The 8,519-nt window shown below is 56.8% G+C and carries 6 protein-coding genes and 1 rRNA gene; 6 read left to right on the top strand and 1 reads right to left on the bottom strand.

From position 1 onward, the window contains the following. The 5 genes from rrf to QVF59_RS20170 form a co-directional block, all read left to right on the top strand. A 5S ribosomal RNA gene (rrf, locus tag QVF59_RS20935) occupies positions 1–94 on the top strand; the annotation flags it as partial. Positions 95–211: 117 nt separating this feature from the next. Then, positions 212–1,642 (top strand): sensor histidine kinase, encoded by a 1,431-nt coding sequence (locus tag QVF59_RS20185; protein WP_287882290.1) that lies wholly within the window; start codon positions 212–214, stop codon positions 1,640–1,642. Further along, complete coding sequence (locus QVF59_RS20180) at positions 1,624–2,175, top strand: hypothetical protein (protein ID WP_287882288.1); 552 nt, start codon at positions 1,624–1,626, stop codon at positions 2,173–2,175. Before QVF59_RS20185 ends, QVF59_RS20180 begins: the two co-directional genes overlap by 19 nt. After that, the gene (locus tag QVF59_RS20175) at positions 2,172–3,518 is read left to right on the top strand and encodes a sigma 54-interacting transcriptional regulator (RefSeq protein WP_287882286.1); all 1,347 of its coding nucleotides are present in this window, start codon (positions 2,172–2,174) and stop codon (positions 3,516–3,518) included. Before QVF59_RS20180 ends, QVF59_RS20175 begins: the two co-directional genes overlap by 4 nt. A gap of 234 nt (positions 3,519–3,752) precedes the next feature. Next, a complete protein-coding gene (locus tag QVF59_RS20170; RefSeq protein ID WP_159878694.1) occupies positions 3,753–4,085 on the top strand; it encodes a BON domain-containing protein in 333 nt (110 codons plus the stop codon). Between the two features lie 68 nt (positions 4,086–4,153). Here QVF59_RS20170 and QVF59_RS20165 read toward each other — a convergent pair whose 3' ends face one another. Next, complete coding sequence (locus QVF59_RS20165; protein ID WP_159878692.1) at positions 4,154–4,507, bottom strand: DsrE/DsrF/TusD sulfur relay family protein; 354 nt, start codon at positions 4,505–4,507, stop codon at positions 4,154–4,156. A 286-nt stretch (positions 4,508–4,793) separates the two neighbouring features. Here QVF59_RS20165 and putA point away from each other — a divergent pair, with 286 nt between their 5' ends. Continuing rightward, positions 4,794–8,390: a trifunctional transcriptional regulator/proline dehydrogenase/L-glutamate gamma-semialdehyde dehydrogenase gene (gene putA / locus QVF59_RS20160; RefSeq protein WP_287882283.1), complete on the top strand. Its 3,597-nt coding sequence runs from the start codon at positions 4,794–4,796 to the stop codon at positions 8,388–8,390. The last annotated feature ends 129 nt before the right edge of the window (positions 8,391–8,519 follow it).

Genomic DNA, 8,519 nt, shown 5'->3' with positions numbered 1-8,519 from the left:
GTCCCACGCCTTCCCATCCCGAACAGGACCGTGAAACGCCTTAGCGCCGATGATAGTGTGGCATTCGCCATGTGAAAGTAGGACACCGCCAGACTCCCCATACAGAAGCCCAGCTCAACCGAGCTGGGCTTTGTGCATTCTAGATTGCTCTTTAATCAATCACTCTGTCTAAGCCTGTTTGATTTGTGAAGCGTAATCATCATGACAGACAATGCAGTATTTCTTTGGCGATGGGTTCCTCATGATATTGCGCCATCTATCTTTTAAAACTTTGTTGGTGGCCAGCCTGTTTGTGGTGACGCTGATTCCTTCGTTGGCTCTGGTACAAACCTGGTGGCATCTACAGCAATTGACTGAGCAGGTAGACCAAAGCCAGCAACAATCGCAGCTGTTGTCGGAGTCCATGCGTGCATTTTCCAGTCAGGGAGAACTGTTCGAGCGGGCAACACGGCAATGGAGTGTTTTGCATGAGGAAAGCTATTCTCACGCAGGACAGGAGGCTCTATCAGGGTTAAGGCAACTGGCGGAGCGCCTTAAACACATGGATGACAGCGGTCTGCAGGTGCTGGGGCGGAATCTGGTACGATGGTGCGCGCTGTCACAGCGCCTGCTTGATGGTGCAGATCATCCTGCGGCAGAGTGGTCACGCCAGTATGAGGCTTTGGCCAGTCTGGGGAGTGAGCTTGAGACCCATATCAGGCAGCTGGCAGAGTTCAAAAGACTGCAATGGGATAGCAGCCTGCGTGCAAAGCGTCAGCAAGCTGACCGGGTTGCGATTTTATCCTTGTGCCTTGCTGTGGTTTCTGGCTTGCTACTGGCCTGGATGCTGGTTAGGCCATTACAGCAGCTGCGCAGCAAGATTGCTGCGCTGGCGCAAGGTCAGCGAGGCCAGGAGTGGGCGATGTCTGCCCCCGCGGATATTGTCCAGCTGGCGACCGCACTGGGAGAGCTTGATCGGCGTCTTGCTCGGCTGGAGGAGGATAAGGCTGATTTTTTTCGTCATGTTTCGCATGAACTGAAAACACCGTTGGCGGCAATTCAGGAGGCTTCCTCATTGCTGCAGGACCAGATTCCCGGCCCATTGCTGGCTTCTCAGCAGGAAATCGTGGCCATTACGCTGTCCAATACCCGGCTGCTACGCCAGCGTGTCGATGCGCTTTTGCTGCATGATGCGGCTAACTGGCTGGAGCGGCCACTTGCCATGCAGCTGCATGATCTGCAAGCCCTGATAGCGCTGGCAGCCGAAGCCATGCGGCCCTTGTTGCAACAAAAGCGCATCAGACTGGAGTTGTCCCAGGCCGCTTTGCTGGTGCAGGTCGATCAGGAAAAATTCCGAACCATTATCGATAATCTTCTTTCTAACGCCATACGGTTTTCACCTGTTAATGGTGTTATTTCTGTGAATATTGGCAGGAATTCAGACCGGACATGGGTATCTGTCATTGATCAGGGACCGGGAATTCCTGCACAGAATCACACGCTTGTCTTTCAGCCCTTTTATACCGGGCCGGCTCCTGTGGGTGAAGTGCCCGGTAGTGGCATAGGGCTTACCATGGTGAAAACCTTTGCTCAATTAATGGGTGGTGATGTCGAGTCATTACCGGCTGTGCGTGGCGCACATTTGTGTGTCTGGTGGCCATGAGGTTTTGGGTGAGTACTTGCATGATGCGTAAAAATATCTGTGCCTTGCTGTTACTGGGCATGTTGTCAGGGTGTGTGGCGATGACTGGGCGACCTGCGCGGGATGCGGCAAACCCTTCAACTGGAAAATATGTACTACGCAACTGTCCGGACGCTGATGCAGTATTGAGCGGTGTACGCCGTGGCCGGGAGGCTGTGACTTTGCTGAGAGATGCATGTGCCGGCGACCGATTGCGTTATGTGGCACAGCAGTTGCTCAATGGTGAACCCAGGTTCGAAGCAATGCGATTACAGCTGGAAATGGCAAATGCCCAGCTGCGGCAAGAGCCGGCAGAGGGCTTGTCCGGCTTGTCCATATTGTTGGCAAGCCAGTTGAATGAGCGCAGGCGGCATGAAGATGCACTGCAAAGAAGCAGTGTCCAACTGGCTGAGCAGCAGCGACGTGCCGATGAGCTGACTGCCAAGCTGGATGCTTTGCGTCAGATCGAACAATCCATGGTCAATAAGGCCAGCAAGAAGAAGATACAGCCATGATGCGTAGTGGACGGGTATTACTGGTTGATGACGATGCAGATCTGTTGCGGCTGCTTAGTTTACGCCTTGAAGCTGCGGGCTATCTGGTTGACAAGGCAGCATCTGCTGAAGCAGCCCTGAGTGCGCTGGCGGTGCGCCGGGCTGATGTGCTGCTTACTGATTGGCGCTTGCCTGGTTTGAACGGCATGGAGTTGTTCGAGTTGGTGAAAAAGAGCTATCCATCGATGCCGGTGATCATGCTTACCGCTCACGGTACAGTGCCGGATGCTGTCGATGCAGTTAGCCGTGGTGTATTTGGCTACCTGGTCAAGCCGTTTGATAGTGCAGCCCTGCTGGGTAAGGTGGAGCAGGCTTTACTGTTGTCGGCCCCTGCTATTGCACTCGATGAACAGGATGCCTGGCGTGAGGAAGTGGTCAGTTGCAGTCCTTTGATGGATGAGTTGCTGGCCGAAGCACGGCTGATTGCGGTAACAGATGCCAGCGTATTGATTCGTGGCGAAAGTGGCACCGGCAAGGAAGTACTGGCGCGGGCATTGCATCGTGCCAGTCCACGGGCGAACGGTCCGTTCATCGCAGTCAATTGCGCGGCGATTCCTGATAATTTGCTCGAAAGCGAGTTGTTTGGCCATGAAAAGGGCGCATTCACCGGGGCTGCAACGCGGCATCAGGGGTTGATTGCCCAGGCTGATGGCGGAACACTGTTTCTGGATGAAATCGGCGACATGCCGCTGGCCTTGCAGGTTAAGTTGCTGCGCGTGCTGCAGGAGAGGGAAGTGAGACCTGTTGGTGCCGGCAAGTCTGTGGCGGTGGATGTGCGTGTGATCTCGGCAACCCACCGGGATCTGGAGTCGCTGATTAGTGACGGCCTGTTTCGCGAGGATCTGTTTTATCGGCTGAATGTGGTGGCCTTGCAATTGCCTGCACTGAGCGATCGCCGTGAAGATATTCCGCTGCTGGCTCAGCATTTCCTGGTGCAGTTGTGCGAGCGCTATGGCAAGGAGGTAGCCGGCTTTGCGCCTGATGCCATGGAGCATTTGTGCAGTTTGCGCTGGTCTGGCAACGTCCGTCAGTTGGCTAATGCGGTAGAGCAGTGCTGCGTGTTGAGCACGTCCGGGCTGATACCATTAAGCTTGGTGCAAAAGGCGGTGTCCGATGGCATGGCCAGCATACCGACACTGGCCGAGGCCCGGCGTCAGTTTGAAAGGGACTATCTGGAAAAGCTGCTGCGGGTGACTGCGGGCAATGCCAGCGTTGCCGCGCGCATTGCAGACCGGAATCGAACCGAGTTTTACCGGCTGCTGCAAAAGCATGATCTGGTGGCTTCGGCATTCAAGGATTTTTGATTTCACGCTGTCCTGTCAACCCCTGTCGCCAGATGACGACAGGGGTTTTTTCTTTTAAATCATGGTATTGGCGTGCTTATGGCTTTTGGCCTGTCGCCAGTATGCGACAAATTCAGGTTTGTATAGGTGGGGAATTTGCCATTTTATTTTGCAAGTTGTTGTTATGTAAGAAGTATTTTTACCTGGCACAGCAATTGCAATAGTAGTGGCAACGCTCTTGTCGCGAGGTGTGCAATGAAAATTAAACGTTTCGGTTTGCTGCTTTTATTGTTGCTTCCCTTGCATGCTGCGATAGCAACGGGAAGTCTGTCGATTGATCCGATTGCTGAGCATGTTGCTGTTTCTCATCTGTCTGATGACGAAAAAATTGCTTGGGAATTGAATGAAGTATTGAAACCGTTGGCGGATGGCTCTGGTGCTGTGGTGCATCCCTGGGTCAAGGCCGGCATGGTGCGATTGAAGGGTTCAAGCCCCAGCCGGGATACCATTCGGCAGTTGCTGGAGGTCGCTGCCAATGTGCCGGGAGTGCGCGAGGTCCGCTCCGAAATGTCGATTCGCCCAATCTGACCATGTATTGCTTGATGTGAACTGCCCTTTGGCCTGCCTTCCCCCCCGAGAGGCAGGCCTTTTTTTATTCAGAAGCTGATGACCTTATCTGCTTCCAGCGTCCAGCCGGCAAGTTCTGGCATGCTGCCTATCTTGACCCCGGCGAGTAAACGTCCCTGATCCAGCCCGCGTGCATCGGCACAGGTGCGACAAACATAAACTGCGGCTCCATGTGCAATGGCTTCTGCCAACATGTCACCGAGGCTGGGGCCGGTGGTATTGCCCTGGCCGCTTTGTGCCGTAGTGACGGCATCGGACAGTAAGAACAGCTTGATGCGGCTGGGTTGTGCATGGCTGGCAAGAGCCAGTGTCAGTCGCAGTGCACTAAGGCTGCGTTCGCTGCCATAGGGACTGGCATTCAGTATCAATAAAATATTCTGCACGGATATCCTGTCTCGACTACAAAGTGGAAATGGCCTGTCAGGGCGGTGGTTTGATGGCGCTTGCTGCGGCTGCAGGCTAGTGCGTTGTGGCAATGCAACAGCTGCAGGCTGTTGCGATGAGCCAAATAATAGGACAAGTCGCTTGATTTGCCTTGCTCTGTCACAGGGGCCGTGCGTAATACTCCAAGAATATTTTATATTGTCGAACAAAGAAAAACGCAATTGTATACAATAGGCAAATCTTAACCGGTATAAACCGGGCTGCGAACAAAATCGGGAGTTTTCCATGCAATTCGAGGTGTTTGCCCTAAACCAGAGCGCCTTGCGCGATGCCATTACATCCGCATACCGTCGCGATGAACAGGAATGTGTACAAGCCTTGCTGCCGCAAGCTGCCTTGCTGCCGGCACAAGTGACCGCCACTCAGGACCTGGCGCGTCGCCTGGTCAGCCAGGTGCGGCACGAGCGTACGCGCTCCAGCGGGGTGGATGCCCTGATGCATGAGTTCTCGCTGGATAGCGCAGAAGGCATTGCCCTGATGTGTCTGGCAGAAGCGCTATTGCGTATTCCGGACAAGGAAACCGCCGACAAGCTGATCCGCGACAAAATTTCCCGTGGCGACTGGAAAGCCCACCTGGGCAACAGCTCTTCCTTGTTCGTCAATGCCGCAGCCTGGGGCCTGGTGGTGACCGGCAAGCTGGTTTCCTCGCATAGCGAGCAGGGCTTGTCTGCCGCCATGACCCGTCTGATCGCCAAGGGCGGCGAACCGCTGATCCGCAAAGGCGTGGACATGTCCATGCGCATGCTGGGCAAGCAGTTCGTCACTGGCGAAACCATCGAACAGGCGCTGGAAAATGGCCGCGAGCGCGAAACACGCGGCTATCGCTTCTCCTACGACATGCTGGGTGAAGCCGCCATGACCGAGGATGATGCCCAGCGCTACATGAAAGACTATGTGATGGCTATCCACGCCATCGGCAAAGAGTCTGCCGGCCGTGGCATTTACGATGGCCCGGGTATTTCGGTAAAACTGTCCGCCATTCACCCGCGTTACAGCCGCGCCAAGCGTGAACGCGTGATGACCGAGCTGTATGCCCGCCTCAAGGAACTGCTGCTTCTGGCCAAGCAATACAATATCGGCCTGAATATCGATGCCGAAGAAGCCGACCGCATGGAGCTGTCGCTGGACCTGCTGGAACAGCTGGCCTTCGACAAGGATCTGGCTGGCTGGAATGGTATTGGTCTGGTGGTGCAGGCTTACCAGAAGCGCTGCCCTTACATCATCGATTACCTGGTGGATCTGGCACGCCGTTCCGGTCACCGCTTCATGGTGCGTCTGGTGAAGGGCGCCTATTGGGATGCCGAAATCAAGCGTGCCCAGGTGGATGGCCTGCCGGGCTATCCGGTTTATACCCGCAAGGTGTACACCGACATTTCCTATCTGGCATGTGCCAAGCGTCTGCTGGCCGCACAGGATGCCATCTACCCGCAGTTTGCCACCCACAATGCCTACAGCCTGTCTGCCATTTATCAGCTGGGTCAGGGTCTGGATTACGAATTCCAGTGCCTGCACGGCATGGGCGAAACCTTGTACGACCAAGTGGTGGGCAAGGACAATCTGGGCAAGGCTTGCCGTATTTACGCGCCGGTGGGTTCGCACGAAACCCTGCTGGCTTATCTGGTACGCCGTCTGCTGGAGAACGGTGCCAACAGTTCCTTCGTCAACCGCATCGTGGACGAAAACGTGTCCATCGACGAGCTGGTAACTGATCAGGTAGCTGAAGCCGCCAGCCATGCCGGCCTACCGCATCACAAGATTGCCCTGCCGGTTTCTTTGTATGGCAGCGAGCGTCAGAATTCCAAGGGTCTGGACCTGTCCAGCGAGCACGTGCTGGCTGCGCTGCAAATGGGCCTGCAAGGTTCGGAACAGCAGCAATGGACTGCCTTCCCCCTGCTGGGTGATGCCGATGTCAGCGAAGGCGACAGCCAGCCGGTGCGTAACCCGGCTGACCATGCCGACATCGTCGGCCAGGTGATTGAAGCTACGCCGGAGCACGTGGAACGTGCGCTGCAACTGGCTGAAGCCGCCGCCGCACGTTGGGCCAATACCCCGGTGGTTGATCGCGCTGCCTGTCTGAACCGCATGGCCGACCTGATGGAAGACCACATGCCGGCGCTGATGGGCCTGGCTGTGCGCGAAGCCGGCAAGACGCTGAGTAATGCCATTGCCGAAGTGCGTGAAGCGGTGGACTTCTGCCGTTACTATGCCGCGCAGATTGTCGCCAATTTCGACAACGCCACCCACCAGCCGCTGGGGCCGGTGGTGTGTATCAGCCCGTGGAACTTCCCGCTGGCCATCTTCATTGGCGAAGTGACCGCCTCGTTGGCTGCCGGTAACCCGGTGCTGGCCAAGCCAGCCGAGCAGACCAACCTGATCGCCGCCTATGCCGTGCGCCTGCTGCATGAGGCTGGTGTACCGCGTGATGTGCTGCAATTGCTGCCAGGCCGTGGCGAAGTGGTTGGTGCTGCGCTCACCAGCGATGCGCGCATCCAGGGCGTGATTTTCACCGGCTCCACCGAAGTGGCGCAGATCATCAACCGTACCTTGGCCAAGCGTGGCGAAGATGTGGTGCTGGTGGCCGAAACCGGTGGCCAGAACGCCATGATCGTGGACAGCTCGGCACTGCCGGAGCAGGTGGTGACCGATGTCCTGAGTTCGGCCTTCGACTCTGCCGGCCAACGTTGCTCAGCACTGCGTGTGTTGTACCTGCAAAGCGATATCGCCGACAAGGTGATCGCCATGATCAAGGGCGCCATGGCCGAGTTGACCGTGGGTAATCCGTCCAAGCTGAATACCGACGTTGGCCCGGTGATTGATGCCGAAGCCCAGGCCGGTCTGCTGGCACACATCGACAAGATGAAGTCGCGTGCCCGCTGGAACTATCAGACCCCGCTGAGTGCAGAATGCCAGCAGGGTACCTTCGTGGCACCGACGCTGTTTGAAATCGACAACCTGTCCGACCTGACCCGCGAAGTGTTTGGCCCGGTACTGCATGTGCTGCGCTTTGAAGCCAGCCAACTGGACAAGGTAGTCGCCGAGATCAACAGCACTGGTTACGGCCTGACCCACGGCATCCACAGCCGTATCGACGAAACCATCAACAACATTGTCGACAAGATCAAAGTGGGCAATGTCTACGTCAACCGCAACATCGTGGGCGCGGTGGTGGGCGTGCAGCCGTTTGGTGGTGAAGGCAAGTCCGGTACCGGCCCCAAAGCCGGTGGCCCGTTCTACCTGTACCGTCTGACCCGCGCCGCCTGGGAGCCGAAACTGGCGCTGCAGCCAGTGGCCGCCAATCTGGCCGGTCTGTCCAAGCTGGCCGCAGTGGCTGACAGCCTGGGCGTGAGTGGGCTGAATGTACGCATCGATGCCGCACGCCGCGCCTCGCCGCTGACGCATCAGGTCAGCCTGCCCGGTCCGACCGGTGAAAAGAACACGCTCTGCTTTGCCGCACGCGGCAAGGTAGGGTGCGTGGCCAGCAGCAGTGCAATGCTGGCCGAACAACTGGTGGCCGTAATGGCTACCGGCAATGTGGCAGTGCTGGCGGATTCGCCGGCCAATCGCCAACTGGCCAGTACGCTGGGTAGCCATGTCGAGCTTACGCAAGATGTGTTGACCGCGTCGCTGGATGCCGTGCTGTATGAAGGGAATGATGCTGCCAGGGTGCGTCAGCAATTGGCGCAGCGCGATGGTGCGCTGATTCCCTTGGTACTGGCTGGCAAGGATGGCTACAACCTGCACCGTCTGGTGGTGGAACGCGCAGTCAGCGTCAACACCACGGCGGCGGGTGGTAATGCCAGCCTGATGAGTATTGGCGACTGATGACGGCAGCCCCGGAGACCTTCTGCTGATTGGCGGGAATGGTCACAAACCGGGGCTGAACGATGTTATCTGTGCCAAGCTACTTGTCATGAGCTGTCGGCATTGGAATAATGCCGCCAGCGTTTTAAC

This window comes from Aquitalea sp. (assembly GCF_030150775.1).
GTDB classification, from domain to species: domain Bacteria; phylum Pseudomonadota; class Gammaproteobacteria; order Burkholderiales; family Chromobacteriaceae; genus Aquitalea; species Aquitalea denitrificans.
The sequence above is the reverse complement of the archived record's forward strand: the minus strand, read 5'-3'. Positions and strand labels throughout refer to the sequence as shown.